The organism is Streptomyces sp. NPDC051322, assembly GCF_040689485.1.
GTDB lineage: Bacteria > Actinomycetota > Actinomycetes > Streptomycetales > Streptomycetaceae > Streptomyces.
The window spans coordinates 105,526-129,140 of the sequence record NZ_JBFBAK010000002.1 but is presented as its reverse complement, the minus strand read 5'-3'; the positions used below and the strand labels follow the sequence as shown (position 1 = coordinate 129,140).

General features: G+C 69.5%; 18 protein-coding genes. 12 read left to right on the top strand and 6 right to left on the bottom strand.

The annotated features are described in order from the left end of the window. Positions 1–136 precede the first annotated feature (136 nt). Positions 137–1,045, bottom strand: coding sequence for a succinate--CoA ligase subunit alpha (gene sucD, locus AB0436_RS04805; protein WP_366466261.1), 909 nt, complete (start codon positions 1,043–1,045; stop codon positions 137–139). 1 nt (position 1,046) lies between these two features. Next, complete coding sequence (gene sucC, locus AB0436_RS04800; protein ID WP_366466260.1) at positions 1,047–2,183, bottom strand: ADP-forming succinate--CoA ligase subunit beta; 1,137 nt, start codon at positions 2,181–2,183, stop codon at positions 1,047–1,049. Positions 2,184–2,335: 152 nt separating this feature from the next. On the opposite strand from sucC, the gene AB0436_RS04795 reads away from it, so the two are divergent. From AB0436_RS04795 to AB0436_RS04780, 4 genes are all read left to right on the top strand, one after another. Then, positions 2,336–4,018 (top strand): thiamine pyrophosphate-binding protein, encoded by a 1,683-nt coding sequence (locus tag AB0436_RS04795; protein WP_366466259.1) that lies wholly within the window; start codon positions 2,336–2,338, stop codon positions 4,016–4,018. A gap of 12 nt (positions 4,019–4,030) precedes the next feature. After that, positions 4,031–5,278, top strand: a complete 1,248-nt coding sequence (frc, locus tag AB0436_RS04790) for a formyl-CoA transferase (protein ID WP_366466258.1) — start codon at positions 4,031–4,033, stop codon at positions 5,276–5,278. Then, a complete protein-coding gene (locus tag AB0436_RS04785) occupies positions 5,278–7,413 on the top strand; it encodes an acetate--CoA ligase family protein (RefSeq protein ID WP_366466257.1) in 2,136 nt (711 codons plus the stop codon). Before frc ends, AB0436_RS04785 begins: the two co-directional genes overlap by 1 nt. Before the next feature lie 72 nt (positions 7,414–7,485). Next, complete coding sequence (locus tag AB0436_RS04780) at positions 7,486–8,883, top strand: OFA family MFS transporter (RefSeq protein WP_366466256.1); 1,398 nt, start codon at positions 7,486–7,488, stop codon at positions 8,881–8,883. A gap of 128 nt (positions 8,884–9,011) precedes the next feature. On the opposite strand, the gene AB0436_RS04775 is transcribed toward AB0436_RS04780, so the two are convergent. Both AB0436_RS04775 and AB0436_RS04770 read right to left on the bottom strand, forming a co-directional pair. After that, the gene (locus AB0436_RS04775) at positions 9,012–9,689 is read right to left on the bottom strand and encodes a GntR family transcriptional regulator (RefSeq protein ID WP_366466255.1); all 678 of its coding nucleotides are present in this window, start codon (positions 9,687–9,689) and stop codon (positions 9,012–9,014) included. Positions 9,690–9,865: 176 nt separating this feature from the next. Then, positions 9,866–10,804, bottom strand: coding sequence for a beta-ketoacyl-ACP synthase III (locus AB0436_RS04770; protein ID WP_366466254.1), 939 nt, complete (start codon positions 10,802–10,804; stop codon positions 9,866–9,868). Positions 10,805–11,113: 309 nt separating this feature from the next. Here AB0436_RS04770 and AB0436_RS04765 point away from each other — a divergent pair, with 309 nt between their 5' ends. From AB0436_RS04765 to AB0436_RS04740, 6 genes are all read left to right on the top strand, one after another. Beyond that, positions 11,114–12,091: a 2-dehydropantoate 2-reductase gene (locus AB0436_RS04765; RefSeq protein WP_366466253.1), complete on the top strand. Its 978-nt coding sequence runs from the start codon at positions 11,114–11,116 to the stop codon at positions 12,089–12,091. 105 nt (positions 12,092–12,196) lie between these two features. Further along, positions 12,197–14,134, top strand: coding sequence for a molybdopterin-dependent oxidoreductase (locus AB0436_RS04760; protein ID WP_366466252.1), 1,938 nt, complete (start codon positions 12,197–12,199; stop codon positions 14,132–14,134). A 4-nt stretch (positions 14,135–14,138) separates the two neighbouring features. Further along, a complete protein-coding gene (locus AB0436_RS04755) occupies positions 14,139–16,178 on the top strand; it encodes an NAD(P)H-dependent oxidoreductase subunit E (RefSeq protein ID WP_366466251.1) in 2,040 nt (679 codons plus the stop codon). Next, a complete protein-coding gene (locus AB0436_RS04750) occupies positions 16,175–17,032 on the top strand; it encodes a 2Fe-2S iron-sulfur cluster-binding protein (protein WP_366466250.1) in 858 nt (285 codons plus the stop codon). The genes AB0436_RS04755 and AB0436_RS04750 overlap by 4 nt, the downstream gene beginning before the upstream one ends. Positions 17,033–17,054: 22 nt before the next feature. Beyond that, positions 17,055–17,894, top strand: coding sequence for a formate dehydrogenase accessory sulfurtransferase FdhD (gene fdhD, locus AB0436_RS04745; protein ID WP_366466249.1), 840 nt, complete (start codon positions 17,055–17,057; stop codon positions 17,892–17,894). Positions 17,895–18,026: 132 nt separating this feature from the next. Further along, entirely contained in the window at positions 18,027–18,650 is a 624-nt protein-coding gene (locus AB0436_RS04740; RefSeq protein ID WP_366466248.1) for a hypothetical protein, read from the top strand. An 18-nt stretch (positions 18,651–18,668) separates the two neighbouring features. Here the strand turns inward: AB0436_RS04740 and AB0436_RS04735 are convergent, their stop codons facing one another. Then, positions 18,669–19,733, bottom strand: coding sequence for a bile acid:sodium symporter family protein (locus AB0436_RS04735; RefSeq protein ID WP_366466247.1), 1,065 nt, complete (start codon positions 19,731–19,733; stop codon positions 18,669–18,671). A 119-nt stretch (positions 19,734–19,852) separates the two neighbouring features. On the opposite strand from AB0436_RS04735, the gene AB0436_RS04730 reads away from it, so the two are divergent. Next, positions 19,853–20,719 (top strand): LysR substrate-binding domain-containing protein, encoded by an 867-nt coding sequence (locus AB0436_RS04730; protein WP_366466246.1) that lies wholly within the window; start codon positions 19,853–19,855, stop codon positions 20,717–20,719. A 5-nt stretch (positions 20,720–20,724) separates the two neighbouring features. Here AB0436_RS04730 and AB0436_RS04725 read toward each other — a convergent pair whose 3' ends face one another. Further along, positions 20,725–21,714: an Lrp/AsnC family transcriptional regulator gene (locus AB0436_RS04725; RefSeq protein ID WP_366466245.1), complete on the bottom strand. Its 990-nt coding sequence runs from the start codon at positions 21,712–21,714 to the stop codon at positions 20,725–20,727. Positions 21,715–21,835: 121 nt separating this feature from the next. Here AB0436_RS04725 and AB0436_RS04720 point away from each other — a divergent pair, with 121 nt between their 5' ends. Beyond that, positions 21,836–23,335 (top strand): MFS transporter, encoded by a 1,500-nt coding sequence (locus tag AB0436_RS04720; protein WP_366466244.1) that lies wholly within the window; start codon positions 21,836–21,838, stop codon positions 23,333–23,335. Positions 23,336–23,615: the final 280 nt, after the last annotated feature.

Sequence of the window (23,615 nt, the reverse complement as noted above, 5' to 3'; positions counted from 1 at the left end):
CTCGGGTGGGGCGGGGCAGGTGGTGGCTTTCGTGGTGCACGACGGGCCGCCCTCGCACGGGGCGGCCCGCCGTACCGAGAAGGTAGTGAGGGTGGGGCGGTCCGCGATACGTACCGTCCGTGAAGTATGAGTGACGTCACGTAAGGCTGGGAGTGGTTTCCCGTGCTGCCGCGAGTCGCCCGAGGACGAGTTCCGCGGTCTCGGACGGCGTCGATCCGACGCTCACTCCGGCCGCTTCGAGTGCTTCCTTCTTGGCCTGCGCGGTGCCCGAGGAGCCGGAGACGATCGCTCCGGCGTGGCCCATGGTCTTGCCCTCGGGCGCGGTGAATCCGGCGATGTAGCCGACGACGGGTTTGGTGATGTGCTCGGCGATGTAGGCGGCGGCGCGTTCCTCGGCGTCGCCGCCGATCTCACCGATGAGGACGATGAGTTCGGTGTCGGGATCGTCCTGGAAGGCGGCGAGGCAGTCGATGTGCGTGGTGCCGACGACCGGGTCGCCGCCGATGCCGACCGCCGACGAGAAGCCGATGTCGCGCAGTTCGTACATCAGCTGGTAGGTGAGCGTGCCGGACTTGGACACCAGGCCGATCCGGCCCGGCTTGCCCGCGATGTCGGCGGGGATGATGCCGGCGTTGGACTGTCCGGGACTGATCAGGCCGGGGCAGTTGGGGCCGATGACGCGGGTGCCGCGGGCGGCCGCGTAGGCCTGGAAGACCACCGCGTCATGCACCGGGATGCCCTCGGTGATGACCACGGCAAGGCCGATACCGGCGTCCGCCGCCTCGATGACGGCGGCCTTGGCGAAGGGCGGCGGGACGAAGACGATCGTGACGTCGGCGCCGGTGGCCTCGATGCCTTCGCGGACCGAGCCGAAGACGGGGACGGTCCGGTCCTCGACGAGGACGCTGGTGCCTGCCTTGCGGGGGTTGACTCCGCCGACGATACGGGTGCCTGCGGCGAGCATCCGGCGGGTGTGTTTCATGCCTTCGCCGCCGGTCATGCCCTGGACGAGGATCTTGCTGTCCGCGGTGAGGAAGATGGCCATCTCAGACTCCCTGCTCGGCGAGGACCGCGGCCCGGCGGGCCGCGCCGTCCATGGTGGTGACCTGTTCGACGAGCGGATGCGCCCGGCCGTCGAGGATGGCGCGGCCGCGGGCGGCGTTGTTGCCGTCGAGGCGTACGACGAGGGGCTTGGTCAGGCGGACTGATTCGAGGGCCCGCACGATGCCGTCGGCCACCGCGTCGCAGGCGGTGATGCCGCCGAAGACGTTGACGAAGACCGAGGTGACGGCCGGGTCGGACAGGATGACGGAGAGACCGTCGGCCATCACCTGGGCCGACGCTCCTCCCCCGATGTCGAGGAAGTTGGCGGGTTTCGCGCCGCACCCCGCGACCACGTCGAGGGTGGACATCACCAGGCCCGCGCCGTTGCCGATGACACCCACCCGGCCGTCGAGCTTGACGTAGTTGAGCCCCTTGGCGGCGGCCGCGGCTTCGAGCGGGTCGCCGTGCGGGTCGGTGTGCTCGGCGCCCCAGCGGGCCTGCCGGAAGCGGGCGTTGTCGTCCAGGGTGACCTTGCCGTCCAGGGCGAGGATCCGGCCGTCGGTGGTGCGTACCAGTGGGTTGACCTCGACCAGCAGGGCGTCCTCGCGGGTCAGCACCTGCCAGAGCTGCTGGAGTACGGTCGCGGCCGCCGCCGGGAGGTGGGCGGCCGCCGCGATCTCAACTGCCTTCGCCTCGGTGACGCCTTCCGCGGGGTCGACGGGGATACGTGTCACCGCTTCGGGGCGGCTGGCGGCCACCTCCTCGATCTCCATGCCGCCCTCGGCCGACGCGATGGCGAGGAAGCCGCCGGCCGCGCGGTCCAGGACGTAACTGACGTAGTACTCGGCCTCGATGTCGACCGGCTGGGCCAGCATCACCGAGCGGACGACATGGCCCTTGATGTCCATGCCGAGGATCTGGCGGGCGGTGAGTTCCGCGGAGACCGGGTCGGCCGCCATCTTCACCCCGCCCGCCTTGCCCCGGCCGCCGGTCTTTACCTGAGCTTTGACAACCACTCGCCCGCCGAGAAGTTCGGCAGCCGCTCGGGCCTCGCGCGGGGCTTCGACCACTGCCGCGTCCGGCACCGGGATGCCGTGGGCCTTGAAGAGTTCCCTTGCCTGGTGCTCGTACAGATCCATGCCGGCTCCCTGTGCTGTGAAGGAAAGTGCCGCACGCCCCCTGGACACCACCCACCGGATGCGGGATAACAAGGTTCATACAGTATTCGTCGACTGTATGCAATCTACCGCGACGGAGCTTCACGACCCCTACGAAGGGAACGGACTTCGCTATGCCCGACCCCAGCCAGGACCTCATTTCCGGTGGGCACTTGGTCGCCAAGGCGCTCAAAGCCGAAGGGGTGGAAGTCGTCTACACCCTGTGCGGCGGCCACATCATCGATATTTACGACGGCTGCGTGGACGAGGGCATCGAAGTCGTCGATGTCCGCCATGAGCAGGTCGCCGCGCACGCGGCCGACGGCTATGCACGCATCACCGGCAAGCCCGGCTGCGCGGTGGTCACGGCCGGGCCCGGCACCACCGATGCGGTGACCGGCGTCGCCAACGCCTTCCGCGCCGAATCGCCGATGCTGCTGATCGGCGGACAGGGCGCGCTCAGCCAGCACAAGATGGGGTCCCTGCAGGACCTCCCGCACGTCGACATGATGACGCCGATCACCAAGTTCGCCGCCACCGTGCCGCACACCGCACGCGCCGCCGACCTGGTCTCGATGGCCTTCCGCGAGTGCTACAACGGCGCACCGGGCCCCTCCTTCCTGGAGATCCCACGCGATGTGCTGGACGCCAAGGTGCCCGTCGACCAGGCCCGCGTCCCGCAGGCAGGCCGGTACCGGGCGTCGACCCGCTCGGCCGGCGACCCGGCGTCCATCGAGAAGCTCGCCGATCTGCTGGTGCACGCGGAGAAGCCGGCCATCCTGCTCGGCAGCCAGGTATGGACGACCCGGGCCACCGACTCGGCGATCGAACTGGTGCGGACCCTCAACGTGCCCGCCTACATGAACGGCGCCGCCCGCGGCACCCTGCCGCCCGGCGACCCGCACCACTTCCAGCTCTCCCGGCGCTACGCCTTCTCCAACGCCGACCTGATCGTCATCGTCGGCACCCCCTTCGACTTCCGGATGGGATACGGGAAGCGGCTGTCGCCGGACGCGACCGTCGTGCAGATCGACCTCGACTACCGCACGGTCGGCAAGAACCGGGACATCGATCTCGGGCTCGTCGGCGACGCCGGACTGATCCTGAAGTCCGTCACCGAGGCGGCCAGTGGCCGGCTCAACGGTGGTGCGGTCAAGCGGAAGGCATGGCTGGACGAGCTGCGCACGGCCGAGCAGACCGCGATCGAGAAGCGGCTGCCGAACCTCACGTCGAACGCCTCGCCGATCCACCCCTACCGGCTGGTGAGCGAGATCAACGACTTCCTCACCGAGGATTCGGTCTACATCGGCGACGGCGGCGACATCGTCACGTTCTCCGGGCAGGTGGTGCAGCCCAAGTCGCCCGGCCACTGGATGGATCCGGGGCCGCTGGGCACCCTCGGCGTCGGCATCCCCTTCGTACTCGCCGCCAAGAAGGCACGGCCCGACAAGGAAGTGGTGGCGCTCTTCGGCGACGGCGCGTTCTCGCTCACCGGCTGGGACTTCGAAACGCTGGTGCGCTACAACCTCCCGTTCGTGGGGATCATCGGCAACAACTCCTCGATGAACCAGATCCGTTACGGCCAGGCCCAGAAGTACGGCCCGGAGCGGGAGCGGATCGGCAACACCCTCGGCGACGTCCACTACGACAAGTTCGCCCAGATGCTGGGCGGTTACGGCGAGGAAGTCCGCGACCCGGCCGATATCGCACCGGCCCTGCAGCGCGCCCGCGAGTCGGGCAAGCCCTCGCTGATCAACGTCTGGGTCGACCCGGACGCGTACGCCCCCGGAACCATGAACCAGACGATGTACAAGTAGGGAGCCCCCGCGATGACCCAAGCACTTGAGGCCCCGAAGGCTCTGGCCGGCATTCGTGTCCTCGACATGACCCATGTCCAGTCCGGGCCCTCCGCCACCCAGTTGCTGGCCTGGCTCGGCGCCGACGTCGTCAAGCTCGAAGCACCGCACGGCGACATCACCCGCAAGCAGCTGCGGGACCTGCCGGATGTCGACTCGCTCTACTTCACGATGCTCAACTGCAACAAGCGGAGCATCACCCTCAACACCAAGTCCGAGCGCGGCAAGGAGATCCTGACCGAACTGATCCGCCGCTCCGATGTGCTGGTGGAGAACTTCGGACCCGGCGCGGTCGACCGGATGGGCTTCACCTGGGAGAGGATCCAGGAGATCAACCCGCGGCTGGTGTACGCGTCCATCAAGGGCTTCGGGCCGGGCCCGTACACCAACTTCAAGGCGTACGAGGTCGTCGCCCAGGCGATGGGCGGCTCGATGACGTCGACCGGTTTCGAGGACGGACCGCCGCTCGCCACCGGCGCGCAGATCGGCGACTCGGGCACCGGGGTGCACCTGGTCGCCGGGATACTCGCCGCGCTCTTCCAGCGGGAGAGCACCGGCCGCGGTCAGCGCGTCAATGTGGCCATGCAGCACGCCGTGCTGAACCTCTGCCGGGTGAAGCTGCGTGACCAGCAGCGTCTGACCCACGGCCCGTTGGCGGAGTACCCCAACGAGGACTTCGGCGAGGAGGTGCCGCGCAGCGGCAACGCGAGCGGTGGCGGGCAGCCCGGCTGGGCGGTGAAGTGCGCCCCCGGCGGTCCCAACGACTACGTGTACGTCATCGTCCAGCCGGTCGGCTGGAAGCCGATCAGTGAGCTGATCGGACGCCCCGAGCTGGCCGGCGACCCCGACTGGGCGACCCCGGAGTCCCGGCTGCCCAAGCTGGGCAAGATGTTCCAGCTGATCGAGGAGTGGACGTCGACGCTGCCCAAGTGGGAGGTGCTGGAACAGCTCAACTCCCACAACGTGCCGTGCGGACCGATCCTCTCCACCAAGGAGATCATCGAGGACGCCTCGCTCGCCGCCAACGAGATCGTCGTCGAGGTCGAGCACCCGGAGCGCGGCACCTTCACCACCGTCGGCTCCCCGCTGAAGCTCTCCGACTCCCCGGTGGAGGTGCGCTCATCGCCGTTGCTCGGCGAGCACAACGCCGAGGTGTACGTCGGTGAGCTCGGTTTGGGCGACGAGGAACTGCGACTGCTGAAGACGAACGGAGTCATTTGATGACGCAGCAGGACAAGGCGGGCGTACGGGCGGTGCTCGACGCCGCTCTGGTCGAGGGCCGCAAGGCCCTGACCGCCCCCGAGGCCAAGCTGATCGCGGACGCCTACGGCATCCCGGTGCCGGCCGAGGCGCTGGCCGAGTGCGCCGACGAGGCGGTGGCCTTCGCCGACCGGGTCGGCTTCCCGGTGGCGCTGAAGATCGTCTCGCCGCAGATCGTGCACAAGACGGACGCGGGCGGTGTCCGCATCGGGCTGACCTCGGCCGCCGACGTGCGCGCCGCCTTCACCGCGATCGTCTCTAATGCCCGCGCCTATGATCCGGCAGCCGAGATCAAGGGGGTCCAGGTCCAGCAGATGGTGCCGGCCGGCACCGAGGTGCTGGTGGGCACGGTCACCGACCCGACGTTCGGCAAGGTGGTGGCCTTCGGGCTCGGTGGCGTACTGGTGGAGGTGCTGAAGGACATCACCTTCCGCCTGGCCCCCGCGTCGCCGGACGACGCGTTGTCGATGCTCGACTCGATCCGGGCGGCGGAGATCCTTCGCGGGGTGCGCGGCGGGGCCGCCGTGGACCGTACCGCGCTGGCCGAACTGATCGTCGGGGTGTCCCAGCTGGCCGGGGACTTCCCGGAGATCGCCGAGATCGACCTGAATCCGGTTTTCGCCTCGGCGGACGGGGTGATGGCCGCGGATGTCCGGATCCTGCTCGACCCGAAGATCGCGACGCCCCGGCGCCGCTACAGCCGGGACGAGATCCTCACCTCGATGCGGCGGCTGATGCAGCCCCGTTCGGTTGCCGTGATCGGTGCCTCCAGCGAGGAGGGGAAGATCGGCAACTCGGTGATGCGCAACCTCATCGACGGGGGTTTCCCCGGAGATATCCACCCGGTGAACCCCAAGGCCGATGACATACTCGGCCGTAAGGCGTACAAGAGCGTGATGGATGTTCCCGGTGAGCCGGATGTGGCGGTCTTCGCGATCCCCGCGAAGTTCGTGGCCGCCGCCCTCGAAGAGGTCGGCCGCAAGGGAATACCGAACGCCGTTCTGATCCCTTCCGGCTTTGCCGAGACCGGTGAACAGGCCCTGCAGGACGAGATCGTGCAGATCGCCGAACGGCACGGGGTGCGGCTGCTCGGCCCGAACATCTACGGCTACTACTCGACGTGGCAGGACCTGTGTGCCACCTTCTGCACGCCCTACGACGTCAAGGGCGGGGTGGCCCTGACCTCGCAGTCCGGCGGCATCGGGATGGCCATCCTCGGCTTCGCCCGTACGACGAAGACCGGGGTGTCGGCGATCGTCGGCCTCGGCAACAAGTCGGACCTCGACGAGGACGATCTCCTCACCTGGTTCGGTGAGGACCCCAACACCGAGTGCATCGCCATGCACCTGGAGGACCTGAAGGACGGCCGCGCCTTCGTCGACGCGGCGCGGGCGACGGTGCCGAAGAAGCCGGTCGTGGTGCTCAAGGCAGGGCGTACCAGCGCCGGCGCCAAGGCCGCGGGGTCGCACACCGGAGCGCTGGCCGGCGACGACGCGGTGTACGAGGACATCCTCAGGCAGGCCGGTGTGATCCGCGCACCGGGCCTGAACGACATGCTGGAGTACGCGCGAGCGCTGCCCGTACTGCCCACCCCGAAGGGCGACAACGTCGTCATCATCACCGGGGCCGGCGGGTCGGGGGTACTGCTCTCGGACGCCATCGTCGACAACGGGCTCTCGCTGATGGAGATCCCGGACGATCTGGACGCCGCCTTCAAGGCGTTCATCCCGCCCTTCGGAGCGGCGGGCAACCCCATCGACATCACCGGCGGCGAACCGCCGTCGACCTATGAGGCGACGATCCGCCTCGGCCTGGAGGACCCGCGGATCCATGCGCTGGTGCTGGGTTACTGGCACACGATCGTCACTCCCCCGATGGTCTTCGCGGAGCTGACCGCGCGGGTGGTCGCGGAGTTCCGCGAGCGTGGCATCGAGAAGCCGGTGGTGGCTTCGCTGGCAGGCGATGTGGAGGTGGAGGAGGCCTGCCAGTACCTCTACGAACGGGGCGTCGTCGCGTACCCGTACACGACGGAGAAGCCGGTGGAAGTGCTCGGCGCGAAGTACCGATGGGCTCGGGCCGCCGGGGTGCTCGACTGACCCCGGCTCCTCTGAGCGAAAGGTTTGGACAGGGGGCGCTGGCCAGTTCTTTCGAAACCAAGGGGACCACACATGAGTACAGAGAACGAACGGTCGGCGACCGGGTCGGTCGCGTACCGGGAAGTGACGGACAGCAAGGGCCGTGTCTACCGCGTCGGGGAAACGGACCGGGACATCCTGGGCCACTCCCGCAAGTGCATGGTGTACCTGCCGTGGGCCGCGATGATGGCCATCAGCGTGTCGGAGTACGCATACGGTTCGGCGGAGGACACCCTCTCCGCGGCTCACGGCTGGACGCAGAGCAACACCTTCTGGATCCTGAGTGTCTGGGTCTTCTTCCAGGCGGGCATCGCCTTCCCGGCCGGCTGGATGCGGGAGAGGGGGATCCTCACGGCCCGCCGGGCCATGTTCACCGGCTCGGCGCTCTGTTTCGTCGGTTTCCTCGCACTCGCGCATCTCGACAACGTGTTCCTGGCGATCTGCGGCTTCGGTGTCATCGGCGGCCTCGGCTCCGGCCTCATCTACGCGACCTGTATCAATATGGTCGGCAAATGGTTTCCGGAACGGCGCGGTGCGAAGACGGGCTTCGTCAACGGCGGCTTCGCGTACGGCTCGCTGCCGTTCATCTTCATCTTCAACTACGCCTTCGACACCGGTAACTTCGCTGAGGTGCTGGACCTGATCGGCGTGTACGTCCTGATCGCCGTGATCATCTGCGGCTGGTTCTTCAAGGACCCGCCGAAGAACTGGTGGCCGTCGGACGTCGACCCGCTGAGCTTCGCCGGCAACAAGAAGAGCGCCCAGAGTCTCGCCAAGAACCCTCCAGCGGTGAAGCAGTTCACGCCGAAGGAGGCCATCAGAAGCGGGATGCTCCCGCTGATGTGGATCACCGTGGTCATGACCGCCGGTGTCTCCATCTTCGGCATCTCCTTCCAGGTGGACTTCGCCAAGGAGGTCGGCTTCGGCCCGCTGGTGGCGGCCTCGTCGATGGGTGTGATGGCCGTCGTCAACGGCGTCGGAAGGGCCGTGGTGGGATGGCTGTCGGACCTGTGGGGCCGGAAGCTCACGCTGTTCTTCGTCATCCTGGTGCTGGGTCTTGCCCAGTTCGGGGTGATCTGGGCCGGTGACATGCGCAGCGAGTGGCTGTTCCTGTTCTTCGCCTTCCTCTCCGGATTCGGCGGCGGGGCCTTCTACCCGATGTTCGCCGCCCTGACGCCGGACTACTTCGGGGAGAACTACAACGCCACCAACTACGGGCTGGTCTACAGCGGAAAGCTCGTCAGTGGCCTGTTCGGCGGCGGTCTGGGATCGATGGTGGTCGACGCCTGGGGCTACAACGGCGCCTACGCGCTCGCCGGTGGTATCTCCATGGTGGCGGCGGCGCTCGCCCTGCTGCTGAGGCAGCCGGGCCGGCCCAGGGGCAGCGGCATCGTTCCCAACCCGATGCCGGTCAGCCGCGAAGCGGTCTGAACGGCCGCGCACCGTCCGGGCGACCGGAACCAGCAAGCGGCCCTCCCCACGGCTCTCGTCGAGCCGCGTGGAGGGCCGCTGCGGGGTTTCCGGCAAGCGTCGGGGGCCGGGCCGGGCAGCCTGCCCGGTCAGTCCTGCTCGCGCTGGTGGTAGGTGGTGCGGGTGTGCTCGGTGTGCTCGCGCATGATCGTCCCGGCGGCCTGCTCGTCGCGGGCCGAGATCGCCTTGATCAGCTCGCGGTGTTCGATCCACGACTGCCTGCCGCGCAGCCGGGCGACGGGCTGGTAGTACCAGCGCACCCGGCGGTCCACCTGAGCGGCCAGCTCCGCCAGCACCACGTTGCCGGCGAGTTCCATCACCTTGGCGTGGAACTCGGCGTTGGTCGCCACCGCCAAGTCCACATCGTCGTCCGACACGGCCTGCTCGCCCTGGGCGCAGAGCTTCTCCAGCGCCGCGATCCCCGCCGTGCCCGAGTTGGCCGCAGCCAGCCGGGCGGCCTCCGCCTCCAGAAGGGTCCGGACCGACAGGAGCTGGTCGGCCTCCTGACCGGTGGGCTCATGAACGAACGCGCCCTGAGCGGGTCGCAGATCGACCCAGCCCTCGGTGTTCAGCCGCTGCAGGGCCTCACGCACCGGCTGCCGCGACACCCCGAGATGGCCGGCGAGCTCGCTCTCGACCAGATGCTGGCCGGGCCTCAGGGCCCGGGTGGTGATGAGCTCGAGCAGAGCTTCGTACACCCGCTCGCGCAGCGGCCCCGGCCGCTCCAGCTTCGGTACGGTCCCTTGCGGCAGTCCTGCTGACAACATCACAGTCCCCCTCGTGGCCCCTCGGGAAGCCAACGGCACCTGGTCATAAGAGAGTAGAGCAATTGGCTATCGTCTACAGTTTACCGAGCACAATGGCCAGTATGCCGCAAGGTGATGTTGCACGCGTCACTTTCGGGAGCGCTTCGGGGGCTGGACTCCTCAAGAGGCTGTGCTCCTCAGGGGCAGCGGATGACCTGGCCGGCGTACGAGAGGTTTCCGCCGAACCCGAAGAGGAGCACCGGCGCCCCGGACGGGATCTCCCGGCGCTCCACCAGCTTGGAGAGCGCCATCGGAATGCTGGCGGCGGAGGTGTTGCCGGAATCGATGACATCACGGGCGATCACCGCGTTCACCGCGCCGATCTTCGCGGCGACCGGCTCGATGATCCGCAGATTCGCCTGGTGGAGCACGACGGCGGCCAGTTCCTCGGGGGTGACGCCCGCCTTCTCGCAGACCCGGCGGGCGATCGGCGGCAGTTGGGTGGTGGCCCAGCGATAGACGGACTGGCCTTCCTGGGCGAAGCGCGGAGGTGTGCCCTCGATCCGGACCGCGTGTCCCATGTCCGGTACGGAACCCCACAGCACCGGCCCGATGCCCTCCTCGTCGCCGGCCTCGACGACGGCGGCGCCCGCCCCGTCGCCCACGAGCACGCAGGTGGAGCGGTCGGTCCAGTCGGCGATCTCGGCCATCTTGTCGGCGCCGATGACCAGCGCACGCCCCGCGGACCCGGCCCGCACCGCGTGGTCGGCGATGGCCAGCGCGTGGGTGAAGCCGGAGCAGACCACATTGACGTCCATGGTGGCCGGCGAGCCCATGCCGAGCTTGGCGGCCACCCGGGCCGCCATGTTCGGGGACCGGTCGATCGCCGTGGAGGTGGCCACCAGCACGAGGTCCACGTCCAGCGGCGTTACGCCCGCCGAGGCCAGCGCCTTGGCTCCGGCCTGCGCGGCCAGCTCGTCCACCGGTTCCTCGGGGCCCGCGATATGCCGGGTCCTGATGCCCACCCGGGTTCGAATCCACTCGTCGCTGGTGTCCACCAGGGCGGCGAGATCCTCGTTGGTCAGCACCTGAGCAGGCTGGTAGTGGCCGAGTGCGGCGATGCGTGTACCGGTCATGCCAGGGGGCCCCTCTGCTGCTGATGGCTGGAGCTTTCCAGTCTCGTCAGCGACTGATCAGTACGACGGCACGTAAAGCGCCAAGATTCGGGCGTTCCTCTTGGAGGCTTTACATGACGGCCCGGTATGCCGAGCCAAGAAGTCCCCAAGGAGCCGGCGAGAACTGTGACAGCCCTTGTCGACGGACACTCCATACTGTAGACACTATTTTGTCGACATGGCGTGCAACAGGCGCGACCCCAGAGTCGGCCCACCACGGAGTTCGACCCCCGGTTTCCATCGGTACCCTCGACCGAACGGAGAGCCCTCGTGAGAGTCGCAGTTCTCGGCGCCGGAGCAATCGGCGCCTACGTCGGAGCCGCGCTGCACCGCGCAGGAGCCGACGTCCATCTGGTAGCCCGTGGACCGCATCTGGCGGCCATGAGGCAGCACGGAGTGCGGGTACTGAGCCCGCGCGGTGACTTCACTTCCCGGGTGCACGCGACGGACGACCCGGCCGACATCGGCCCGGTCGACTACGTGTTCCTGGGGCTGAAGGCCAACTCGTATGCGGCGTGCGGGCCGCTGGTCGAGCCCCTGCTCCAGCAGCACACCGCGGTGATCGCCGCACAGAACGGCATCCCGTGGTGGTACTTCCACCGGTACGGCGGCCCGCACGAGGGCCACCGCATCGAGAGCGTCGACCCCGGCGGCGCGGTCAGCGCCGTACTGCCGCCGGAGCGCGCCATCGGCTGTGTCGTCTACGCGGCGACGGAGCTGGCCGGACCAGGGGTGGTCCAGCACCTGGAAGGGACCCGGTTCTCCATCGGCGAACCGGACCGGACGGTGTCGGAGCGCTGCCTCGCGTTCAGCGAGGCCATGCGGACCGGTGGACTCAAATGCCCGGTCGAGGCCGATCTGCGCAACGACATCTGGATCAAACTGCTCGGCAACATCTCCTTCAACCCGTTGAGCGCGCTGACCCGGGCGACCATGCGGCAGATGTGCGTCCACCGCGACACCCGCCAGGTCATCGAAGTGATGATGGCCGAGACGCTGCAGGTCGCGACCGCGCTGGGCAGCCGCCCCGACATCTCGATCGAGAAGCGGCTGGCCGGCGCCGAACGGGTCGGCGACCACAAGACCTCGACGCTCCAGGACCTGGAGAAGGGCAAGCCGCTCGAACTCGACGTACTGCTCGCGGCGGTGGTGGAACTCGCCGATGTGACGCGGGTGCCGGTGCCGACGCTGCGCACAGTGCACGCCATCGCCGATCTGCTGGGCCGCTCGACGGCAGCGGCCGCCTGATGGGCGCGCCCCGATGCGGCACCCCCTCCACAAACGTGTTGCGCAAGGCTTCCGTTCAGCAGCGGCCTACAGAATACTGTATGCAATAGGGCGCTGATCATCACCATGAGGAGCGCAAGCGTGAAAAAGCGAGACCGAACGCCGAAGACGTACGCCCGGCTCACCCACCCCCTGGTGCGCGACGAACACGGTGAACTGCGCCGAGCGAGCTGGGAAGAGGCGCTGACCAGGGCCGTGGAGGGATTCCGTGCGGCGCGCGGAGCCTTCGGGTTGTTCTCCTGCTCCCGTGCCACCAATGAAATGAACTACGTGGCGCAGAAGTTCGCCCGCGTCGTGATGGGCACCAACAACGTCGACTCCTGCAACCGGACCTGCCACGCGCCCAGCGTCGCCGGACTGTCGGCGGCCTTCGGATCGGGCGGTGGCACATCCTCCTACGAAGAGGTCGAGCACACCGACCTGATCCTGATGTGGGGCTCCAACGCCCGGTTCGCCCACCCGATCTTCTTCCACCATGTACTGAAGGGGATCAGGAACGGCGCCCGGATGTACGCCGTCGATCCGCGCCGCACCTCCACTGCCGAATGGGCCGAGAGCTGGCTGGGGCTGAACGTCGGCACCGACATCGCGCTGGCGCACGCGGTCGGCCGCGAGATCATCCACTCCGGGCTGCACAACCGGCCGTTCATCGAACGGGCCACCACCGGCTTCGACGCGTACGCCGCCGAGGTGGAGCCGTGGACCCTGTCGGCCGCCGAGAAGGTCACCGGCGTACCCGCCGAGGCCATCCGCGATCTGGCACACACCTACGCGCGCGCCGAGCGGGCGCAGCTCTGCTGGACGCTCGGGATCACCGAGCACCACAACGGCACCGACAACGTGCGAGCGCTGATCAATCTGGCGCTGCTGACCGGCCACGTCGGGCGGTACGGCTCCGGGGTCCAGCCACTGCGCGGACAGAACAACGTGCAGGGCGGCGGCGACATGGGGGCCATCCCCGACCGCCTGCCCGGCTTCCAGGACCTGCTGGAGCCCGCGGTGCGCACCAGGTTCGAGGCCGCCTGGGACACCGTGATCCAGCCGGATTACGGACTCAATCTCACCCGCATGTTCGAGGCGATGGAGAGCGGCGATCTCCGGGCGGTCTACTGCATCGGCGAGAACCCGGCCCAGTCGGAGGCCGACAGCGAGCAGGCCATCGAGCGGCTGAAACGGCTCGACTGTCTGGTGGTCCAGGACATCTTCCTCACGAGGACCGCCGAACTGGCGGACGTGGTGCTGCCGGCGACCGCCGCCTGGTGCGAGACGGACGGCACCACGACCAGCAGCGAGCGACGGGTCCAGCGGGTCCGCAAGGCGGTCAGCCCGCCCGGCGAGGCGCGCGAGGACATCGAGATCATCTGCGATATCGCCGAGCGGCTCGGGCACGCCTGGAAGTACGCGGACGCCGAGTCCGTGTGGAACGAGCTGCGGTCGGTCTCCCCCGACCACTGGGGCATGACCTACGAGCGGCTCGAGGAACACCAGGGCATCCGCTGGCCGTGCCCCGACACCGAACGCATCGAACCGAGCTTCCTGCACGGCCGGTTGTGGGACGCCGACCCGGTGAGGCGCGGTCGGCTCGCCCCCTTCGGCATCGTGAAGCACGACCCACCGGTCGATCTGACGGACGAGGGGTTCCCGATCCGGCTCACCACGGGGCGGCGGCTCGACTCGTACAACACCGGTGTGCAGAGCGGCAGTTTCGCCTCGCCGCTGCGCCGCGGCGAGTACATCGAGCTCTCCCCCGAGGACGCGGCGGCCTACGGCGTGGAGGCCGACGAGGAAGTGCGGGTCGCCTCCCGGCGCGGGTCGGTGGTCGCTCCGGTCTGGATCGAACCGGGGCTGCGCCCCGGGCTCGCCTTCATGACCATGCACTTTCCCGACGAGGTCGACACCAACCAGCTGACGATCGAGGCGAACTGCCCGATCGCCGGGACCGCCGAGTTCAAGGCCTCCGCCATCCGGATCGACAAGCTGCCTGTCGCAGCCGTGAGGAGCTGACGCAGTGGACCTGCACTTCGGTGACAGCAAGCCGACGGACGAGGAACGGGCGGCGGTCGACGCGCTGCTCGGTCCGGCCCCGTCGGCATGGGAAGGCGCGGAGGATCGTAGCGACGCGGATCTGCGCTGGGCCCGTGGCGGGCGAGAGGCGCGCGAGCGGCGCGACCAGCTGTTGCCGGGGCTGCACGCGATCAACGACCGGGTGGGATGGATCAGCGAGGGGGCCCTGGACTACCTCTGCCGCCGGCTGACCGTTCCGCCCGCGGAGGCGTACGGGGTCGCGACGTTCTACGCGATGTTCGCGGTGAAGCCACGGCCGGCCAAGGTGGTGCACGTCTGCACGGACCTGGCCTGCGCGGCGCAGGGATCGGCGGCCTTGTGCGCGGGGGTGGAGGAGCGGCTCGGCACCGCCGGTTCATCGCTGAACGGCGCGACCTGGCAGCCGAGCCCCTGCCTGGGCCTCTGCGAGCGCGCTCCCGCAGCCCTCGTACTCCAGGCAGGCGAGCGACCCCCCACCGCCGGACCGGCCGTAAATCAAGCCCCTCCGGCCGCACCTCACCTCCCACCGGGGCCACATGAAGCCCCTCCTGGGGGTCCCCCCGGACGAAGTCTGGGGGAGATTGAGGAGCGGGGTCCGGGGCAGAGCCCCGAAGTCCCCAGCGGCAGCGGGGTCGTGCGGCGCCAGGCCTCCGCCGTAGTCGCCCCCGCCACCGCAGAGGCGATCGCCCTCGCCACCGCGGCCCCCGAAACCGCCCCCGCCGAACCCCCCGCAGCCATGGCCGTACCCCAGGCCGGCCGGCAGGGCCTGACCCTGCTGCCCAGGGTCGGCGTCGTCGACCCCGCGTCGCTCGACGACTACCGCGCCCACGGCGGCTACTCCGCACTCCGGCGCGCCTTCGACATCGGCCCCGCCGCCGTGATCCGGGAGGTGACCGACGCCGGTCTGGTCGGGCGCGGCGGTGCGGCGTTCCCGACCGGGCGCAAGTGGCAGGCCACCGCGTCGCAGCCGGACCACCCGCACTACCTGGTCTGCAACGCGGACGAGTCGGAGCCCGGCACCTTCAAGGACCGCGTGGTGATGGAGGGCGACCCCTACTCGCTGGTCGAGTCGATGACCATCGCCGGATACGCCACGGGTGCGCACCGTGGGTACCTCTACATCCGGGGCGAGTACCCGCGCGCGGTGGCCAGGATGGAACACGCCATCGACCAGGCCCGGTCCCGCGGTCTGCTCGGTGCGAACGTGCTGGGCCACGGGTACGCCTTCGACATCGAGGTGCGGCGCGGCGCGGGCGCCTACATCTGCGGCGAGGAGACGGCCCTCTTCAACTCGATCGAGGGCTACCGCGGCGAGCCCCGTTCCAAGCCGCCCTTCCCGGTGGAGAAGGGACTCTTCGGGAAGCCGACCGCGGCCAACAACGTCGAGACGCTGATCAATGTGCTGCCCATTCTGGCGATGGGCGCCGCAGCCTACGCCGCCATCGGTACGGCGACGTCCACCGGGCCGAAACTGTTCTGCGTCTCGGGCAGCGTGCGACGGCCGGGGATCTACGAGCTGCCGTTCGGCGCGACCCTCGGCGAGCTGCTCGAACTGGCCGGCCCGCCGACGACCCTGCGGGCCGTACTGCTGGGCGGGGCCGCCGGCGGCTTCGTACGACCCGACGAGCTGGACATCCCGCTCACCTTCGAAGGGACCCGGGCGGCCGGTACGACCCTCGGCTCGGGCGTCGTCCTGGTCATCGACGACAGTGTCGAACTGCCCAGGATTCTGCTGCGGATCGCCGAGTTCTTCCGCGACGAGTCCTGCGGCCAGTGCGTACCCTGCCGGATCGGGACCGTACGCCAGGAGGAGGCGCTGCACCGGATCCTGGACCGCAGCGGCGCCGATGCCGCCGCCGACATCACGCTGCTGCGCGAGGTCGGCAGGGCCATGAAGGACGCCTCGATCTGCGGTCTGGGACAGACCGCCTGGAATGCCGTGGAGTCGGCCATCGACCGGCTGGGTGTCTACGCGCCGGCCGGGCCCGAGAGGAGTGCCCAGTGACCGCGATACCCCTTCAGCCGCCTCGGCGGCTGATTGCATTCACGCTCGACGGCCAAGAGACCAGGGTCCCCGAGGGCTCGACGATCCTCGACGCGTGCCGGGCGGCCGGCACGGACGTACCGACCCTCTGCGAGGGCGACACCCTCACGCCGAAGAACGCCTGCCGGGTGTGTGTCGTGGAGGTCGAGGGCGCCCGTACGCTGGCGCCCGCCTGTTCGCGCCGCGCCGAAGCGGGCATGGAGGTGCGGACCGACACCGAGCGCGCCCGGCACAGCCGGAAGATCGTCCTTGAGCTGCTCGCCTCGTCGACGGATCTCTCCACCACCCCGCGGGCCGCCGAGTGGATCAAGGAATACGCGGCCGAGCCGGGCCGCTTCGGAGCCGATGCGGCGCGACTGAACGAAGAGCCGAAGGTCGACAACGACCTGTACGTCCGTGACTATGACAAGTGCATCCAGTGCTACAAATGCGTGGACGCCTGCGGCGAGCAGTGGCAGAACACTTTCGCCATCTCGGTGGCGGGCCGCGGCTTCGACGCCCGGATCTCCACCGAGCACGACGCCCCGCTCACCGACTCGGCGTGCGTCTACTGCGGCAACTGCATCGAGGTGTGCCCGACCGGAGCACTCAGCTTCAAGTCGGAGTTCGACATGCGGGAGGCGGGTACCTGGAACGAGTCGGCGCAGACCGAGACGACCACGACCTGCGCCTACTGCGGGGTGGGCTGCAACGTCACCCTCCATGTCCAGGACAATGAGATCGTCAAGGTCACCTCGCCGCACGACAACCCGGTGACCCACGGCAATCTCTGCATCAAGGGCCGTTTCGGCTTCCAGCACGTACAGCAGCACTGATCGAGGAGTGGGACGGATTCCTATGGGACGGGTCACCGAACGCCGCCGCGTCGTCCGTATCAGGGACGGGGCGGTGACGGCCCGCCCGGACACTCTGGTGGCCGAGGAGCCGCTGGAGATCCGGCTGGGCGGCAAGGCGCTGGCCATCACCATGCGTACCCCGGGAGACGACTTCGCGCTGGCGGCCGGCTTTCTGGTCAGCGAGGGCGTACTGGGCTCGGCGGACGAACTGCAGTCGATCGTCTACTGCGCGGGGGCGACCTCCGAGGGCGTCAACACCTACAACGTGGTGGATGTGCAACTCGCGCCGGGCGTCGCGCTGCCGGACATCACGCTGGAGCGCAACGTCTATACGACGTCCTCGTGCGGTCTGTGCGGAAAAGCCAGTCTGGACGCGGTCCGTACCACCGCTCGTTTCCCGATCGCCGACACTCCCCCGGTCCGGGTCGAGCCGGAGTTGCTCGCCCTTCTCCCCGACCGGTTGCGGGCCGCGCAGCAGGTCTTCGACCGGACCGGGGGTCTGCACGCGGCGGCGCTCTTCTCGCCGGAGGGCGAACTGCTCGACATCCGGGAGGACGTCGGCAGGCACAATGCCGTGGACAAGCTGGTCGGCCGGGCCCTGCAGAACGACCGGCTCCCGCTCTCGCAGGCCATCCTGCTCGTTTCCGGCCGGGCTTCGTTCGAGCTCGCCCAGAAAGCGGTGATGGCGGGCATTCCGGTGCTGGCCGCCGTCTCGGCTCCGTCCTCACTCGCCGTCGATCTGGCCGCCGAGACCGGTCTCACCTTGATCGGGTTCCTGCGCGGCTCCTCCATGAACGTGTACGCGGGCGACGAGCGGGTCGCCCTGCACACCGGGGTCTGACACGCCCCGCGGCACGGGTCGGTGGACCGGCCGGCGGGGAGCGCCCCCTGCGCCGGCCGGTCCTGGGCCCGTGCCGGGTCACCGCTGCCCTTACGGCTCCGGGTACCGCCCAACGGCAGTACGGTCGGGGACATGACCCGTGAGCCGTCCGCATCCCAGCGCCGGGTGGTGCGTACCGCAGACCCGGAGTCCGGGCTGCTCCAGGGCCCCGCGCCGGCCCTCGCCGCACTGGTCGCGCAGGGCCTCGCGCTACGCCATCCGCGGCCCCCGCACCGCCACTATCTGACGGCGGCCGGGCGGCAGCTGCGGGACCGGCTGGACTCCGAACCGCTTCAGTTGGTCCCGCCCCCGGAGCCCGGACCGACGACGGCGATCGGGGTGTTCAGAGCGCGCACCGGCATGGCGGACGGTTCGTCGGACGGCCCGGCCGAGGACCCGCAGCGTGCGCGGGAAGTGCGCAGCGCCTGGGACGGTCTGCTGGAGATGCGGCGGGTCACCAATCCCGACCGTTCCGTGCAGCGGCCGTGCGGCTGGGAGCGTACGCATCTGACGCAAGCCGCGGCCCTGGCGCTGGAGGCGGGCCACTGCCGTGGGTATCTGGTGAGCGAGTCGGCGCAGCCGGAGGCGGTGCGGGTGGACGGGCCGGACTCGGTTGCGTACACCCGGGCGCTCGAGCAGGCGGGGTGGCAGACCTCGGCCCATGCGGACCGGCGGGCGGGTTCGGCGTATCTGCTGGCCTCGCCGCGGCGCAATTAGCGCCTCTGGTCCCCTGGGTCACCGCACGGCCGCCGCCTCGGCCGGAGACCCGTCGGCCTCAGCGCCGGCCGCCCGTTCGCTGTCGCCGGCCTGTTCGTTCTCATCGGGCAGTGGGTCGCGCGAGCGCCGCTTGGCGATCACCGCACACACCATCAGCTGCATCTGGTGGAAGAGCATCAGCGGCAGCACCGCCAGCGACGCCTGCGCGCCGAACAGCACACTCGCCATGGGCAGTCCGGCCGCCAGACTCTTCTTCGAACCGGCGAACTGGATCGCGATCCGGTCGCCCCGTCCGAAGCCGAGCCGCTTGGCGCCGTACCAGCTCAGCGTCAGCATCACGGCCAGCAGCAGGGCCTCGACCGCGAGCAGGCCGAGCAACCGGACGAAGCTGACCTGGTGCCAGATGCCGCGGACCATCCCTTCGCTGAACGCCGTGTAGACGACCAGCAGGATCGAGCCCCGGTCCACATAGCTCAGGACCTTCTTGTTCCGCACCAGGAACCCGCCCACCCAGCGCCGCAGCAGCTGACCCACCAGGAACGGCACCAGCAGTTGCAGCACGATCTTCAGCAGCGAGTCGGCGGAGAAACCCCCGCCGGCGCTGCCCAGCACCATGGCGGCCAGCACCGGGGTGACGACGATTCCCGCCAGCGAGGAGAAGGAGCCCGCGCAGATCGCCGCGGGCACGTTGCCACGGGCGATGGAGGTGAAGGCGATCGACGACTGGATGGTCGAAGGCACCAGGCAGAGAAAGAGCAGTCCGTTGTAGAGCTGCGGCGTCAGGATCACCGGGACGAATCCCTTGGCCGCGAGACCGAGCAGCGGGAAGACCGCGAACGTACAGACCAGGACCGACAGGTGAAGCCGCCAGTGCTTCAGCCCCGCCACCGCCTCACCGGTGGAGAGCCGCGCGCCGTAGAGGAAGAAGAGCAGCGCCACCGCTCCGGTGGATGCCCCGCCGGCCACGTCTGCGGCCCCGCCGCGGGCCGGCAGCAGCGCGGCCAGCGCCACCGTCCCGATCAACGCGAGGATGTACGGATCGATCGGCAGCCAGGACGGAAGCTGCAACGTGCGGCGGCTCATGTTCTCCACTTGCTCTCGGGGGTCGGTTCGTGCCCTCTCCATCGTCCACGCGATCCCCATGATCGGGAATCCTGCATACCACTCTGACTGATATCACGGAACGCTATAACCTCGGACCCATGTACGACCCGGCGCAGCTGCGCACCTTCCTCACCGTGTCACAGACGCTGAGCTTCACCCAGGCCGCCCAGCGTCTCGGCCTGCGGCAATCGACAGTGAGCCAGCATGTGCGCCGACTGGAGGGGGCGACCGGCCGCACCCTCTTCAGTCGCGACACCCACAGCGTGGAACTGACCGAGGACGGTGAGGCGATGCTCGGCTTCGCCCGCACGATCCTCGGTGCCCATGAGCGGGCGGCGGCCTTCTTCGCCGGCTCCAGGCCGCGCGGGCGGTTGCGCTTCGGCGCTTCGGAGGACTTCGTACTCACCCGGCTGCCGGAAATCCTGGAGTCCTTCCGCACCGATCACCCGGAGGTCGACCTGGAACTGACCGTCGGGCTCTCGGGCATCCTGCACGAACAGCTCGCGGCGGGCGGACTCGATCTGGTGCTCGCCAAGCGGCGTAACACCCGCAGTCACGGTGAATTGGTCTGGCGGTCCACGTTGGTCTGGATCGGCGCTCCCCGCCTGCACATCGACCCGCAGCGTCCGCTTCCGTTGATCCTCTTCCCGCCGCCCGGCATCACCCGTGCCCGGGCGCTCGACGTACTGGAGCGGCACGGGCGGTCCTGGCGCATCGCCTGTACGAGTACCAGCCTCAGCGGACTGATCGCGGCGGCGCGGGCAGGCCTCGGCGTCATGGCGCACACCCGGGGGCTGATCCCACCGGGCCTCACCCGGATCCCGGCGCGGGCCGGACTGCCGGAACTGGGCGATGTGGACTTCGTACTGCTGCACGGGCGGGAGGGAGCGCGGGCGCAGGACGCGGCGGACGCGTTGGCCTCGGCGATTCTGGCGGGGGCGGATCGGCTGCATCGGCACGTGTAGCCGGCTCAGGCGCCGACCGGACCGGATCGGCGCTCCTCGTAGGTGAGTTGCTTCACCCGGCGCAGCATCGGGGTGCACTCCACGTGCTGGACCCCGTCCAGCCGGCCCAGGCGGCCGCTCACGTAGGCGTAGAGGGCAGCGACATCGCGGCACACGATCACCGCCAGGAGATTGCACGCCCCCGACGTCGCGCCGGCGAAGCTCACTTCGGAGTGGGTGGCCAGTTCGCGGCCCACGGAGTCCAGGGCCGAAGGGGCCGCGGTGATCCACAGCATGGCGGCGGAAGCGTAACCGAACCGTTCGGTCTCGAACTGCACGTCGATGTAGAGCGCCCCGGATTCCAGCAGCTGGTCCAGGCGTCGGCGTACGGACGATTCGGAGCGGCCGGTCGCCTTCTCGAGCTCGGCGAAGGTCGCACGGCCGTCGCGTTCCAGAGCGGCGACCAGGGATTCGTCGTCCGCCGTGATGACGGGGGCCTGCGGTCGTCCGTCATGGTGCGGACGGAGCGCCGCCACCTGTGCGTCGCTGAGGGCACGGCTCTTGGCCATCCAGGACTCGGGTCCGCCGAAGAAGCGGTGGAGCATCTGGTGGGCCTGGATCTCGACGATGCTGGGGGTGCGGGGCAGCTTGCCGAGGAGCAGTTCGTCGTGTTCGTCGCGGGTGCGCGCCCTGGTCATGCCGACGACTTCGGTGCCGCCCGAGGTGAGCGCGATCCACGCGGTGTCCGGACGACGGGCCAACGCCCTGGCGATCGACTCGGAGGCATCGGGGGTGCAGCGCAGCCGGAGCGTCCAGGTGTCCTGGCCGAGGACGACCGGGTCACGAACGCCGACGACACGCAGGCCGCCCTCGGTGCGCAGCCGCCGGTAGCGGCGGGCGACCGTCTGGTCCGAGACGCCGAGTACGGACGCGAGCCTGCTGAAGGAAGCCCGGGCATTGATCCCGAGAGCCTGCAGCAACTGCCAGTCGAAGGCGTCGTGGTCGCGGAATTCCATCGCTTCACCGCCTTCTGGTGTCGGGTTCCACCGGATGATCCGCCCTGATGCGAACATCTCGCCGATCGGGACCGATCGTACGTGAGCACGCAAGACGAATACGGGGAACAAGGAGAAGACGATGCGCAAGTGGGGGCCGCTCGTCGCGGTCTGTCTGGGCACTTTCATGCTGCTGCTCGACGTGACGATCGTGATCGTCGCACTGCCCGACATGGCGGGGTCGCTGCATGCCTCGCTCTCCGATCTCCAGTGGGTGATCGACATCTACGCGCTGGCGCTGGCCGCGCTGCTGCTGGGTGCGGGTGCGGCTTCCGATGTGACGGGGCGGCGCAGGCTGTACGCGGCGGGCACGGCGCTGTTCGCGCTGGCCTCGCTGGCCTGTGGTCTCTCGACCAGCCCGGCGATGCTGATAGCCATGCGCGGTATCCAGGGGGTGGGCGCCGCCGCGATGTTCGCGACCACGCTGTCCCTGCTCGCCGCGGCCTACCAGGGACGTGACCGCGGGATCGCGCTCGGCGTCTGGGGCGCGGTGAGCGGGGCCGCTGCCGCGATCGGACCGGTGCTCGGCGGGGTGCTGACACAGTCGCTGGACTGGCGGTGGATCTTCTTCGTCAACCTGCCGGTCAGCGCCGCGGCTATCTGGCTCACGCTGCGCTCGGTCACCGAGTCGCGGAAGCAGGGCGACAGCCGGGTCGACTGGGCGGGCACGGCTGCCTTCGCGGTGTTCGCCGGTGCGCTGACCTTCGCCGTGGTGCGGGCCGACACGGTGGGCTGGACCTCGGCGCGTACCGGCGCGGCCCTGGCTGTGGCGGTGCTCGGGCTGCTGGCCTTCGTGGTGATCGAGAGCCGGGCCGCCCATCCGCTGCTCGACCTGGCACTGCTGCGCCGACCGTCCTTCGCGGTGGTGATGCTGGGCGCGCTGGCGTTCAACGCGACGGCCTTCGGCGTGCTGCCGTACACCTCGATCTGGCTGCAGACCCTGCTGGGGCTGAGTCCGGTACGGGCCGGGCTCGCCGTGCTGCCGCTCGCCGTGGCGTCGTTCGTTGTGGCTGCGGTCGGCGGCCGGCTGCTGCACGGCAGGTCGCCGCGGCTGGTGATCGGCGGCGGCCTGGTGTTCATCGCCGCCGGGGCGCTGGCACAGGGGACGCTGGACGCCGATTCCGGGTGGAGCGGGCTGGCCGTCGGACTGGTGCTGGCCGGCGTCGGGGTGGGCCTGGTGTCGCCCGCTCTGGCGGGGGCCGCGCTGGCCTCCGTACCGCCGCGCAACGCCGGCATGGCCAGCGGGGCCGTGAACACCTTCCGCCAGTTGGGCTTCGCGCTGGGGGTCGCCGTGTTCGGCACCGTGGCCACCTCACGGATGGAGCACTCCCTGCCGGGCGGGCCGGTGGCGCCGCACACCGCGGCGCACATCCTGGCGGGCGGTGGGGCCTCCGCACTGCGCCCCCGGATCGCGGACCGGGCGCTGCACAGTGCCTTCGCCGCGGGCCTGGACGGTGCCGCACTCGTCGCCGGGGCGCTGGCCCTGCTGGCCGGAGTCGCGGTGCTGGTGTTCCTGCGGCCCGCACCGGCCGGGAAACCCCCGGTGCGTGAGCACGAGCGACTGGCCACAGCACGCCGGTAGCGCAGAGCCCGGAGACGCAAAGACGAAGCACCGTGACAGCGGGTGCCCGCGCGAAACCGTGCGGGCACCCCTGCCGCATTCGTGGACAGTTGGCCTGTACCAGTCCACCAGCCCTGCGCAGGTCAACGGGGTGAGCGGTCCTGGTGCCTTCTCCGTACAGATTCAGTGGAGATTCCGGCTCTCGGAACTTACTGTTCGGTCAGGAGGGCGCCCAAGGCCTTCCCCATGTAGGGACATTTCACCCGACGACACCTGCCAATTCCGCACATCTCCGACCACT